Origin of the sequence: Klebsiella sp. K-Nf6 (assembly GCF_002806655.1) — a bacterium.
GTDB lineage: Bacteria > Pseudomonadota > Gammaproteobacteria > Enterobacterales > Enterobacteriaceae > Klebsiella > Klebsiella variicola.
On the sequence record NZ_PIBN01000055.1, the window covers coordinates 1 to 562 of the forward strand.

The 562-nt window shown below is 59.1% G+C and carries 1 protein-coding gene; it reads right to left on the reverse strand.

Translation table 11 applies throughout. The features are described 5' to 3' along the window. Positions 1-113 precede the first annotated feature (113 nt). Positions 114-562 (reverse strand): phage tail protein I (locus tag CWM61_RS28595; protein WP_100632282.1); only part of this gene is annotated, 449 nt, incomplete at its 5' end.

The following is a 562-nucleotide window of genomic DNA, read 5'->3' on the forward strand; positions in this document are numbered from 1 at the left end:
GCTGCCGGGCCTGTTTGTTTGACGGACCATAAATGCCGCCCTCCACCCGGTCTTCACGCGCCAGCAGGTAAACCTCATCTTCCCATTTCGTCTGTTCGTTAATTGCACTCATGTTATTCTCCTGCGTAAACGCCACGGCCATCGTGAAAAGTGCGACCGTCATAGCGATGTGAGTCTTCCCCGCGCTGATTTTCGGTATAGGTGACCGACCCGGAATGGAACCCGCCGCCGTCATAACGGGCAGCCTCATCCGGCGTATATTCCGGCGGATACACGCTGATAACCTCCCCGCCGCACGAGGCCGCGCCGGTATACACCGGACCGGTGGTCCCCGCTGACAGTGACAGGCGGGCAATATGGCGGCTGACCGGTCGCGCATCGCCAATAATCCGCTCCAGCTCCTTAATCATCGTTTCGGTAATACCGATATCCTTCAGGTCAATCTCAAGGCGGAATGTCCCGGCGGGGTCGGCCACCTCCCACCACTCCTGTAACGTCATGCTGTAGCCGAGGTTTTCAATCACCCGGCGAACCGCCGCCACCGTCCCCTTACGTTGGTGGA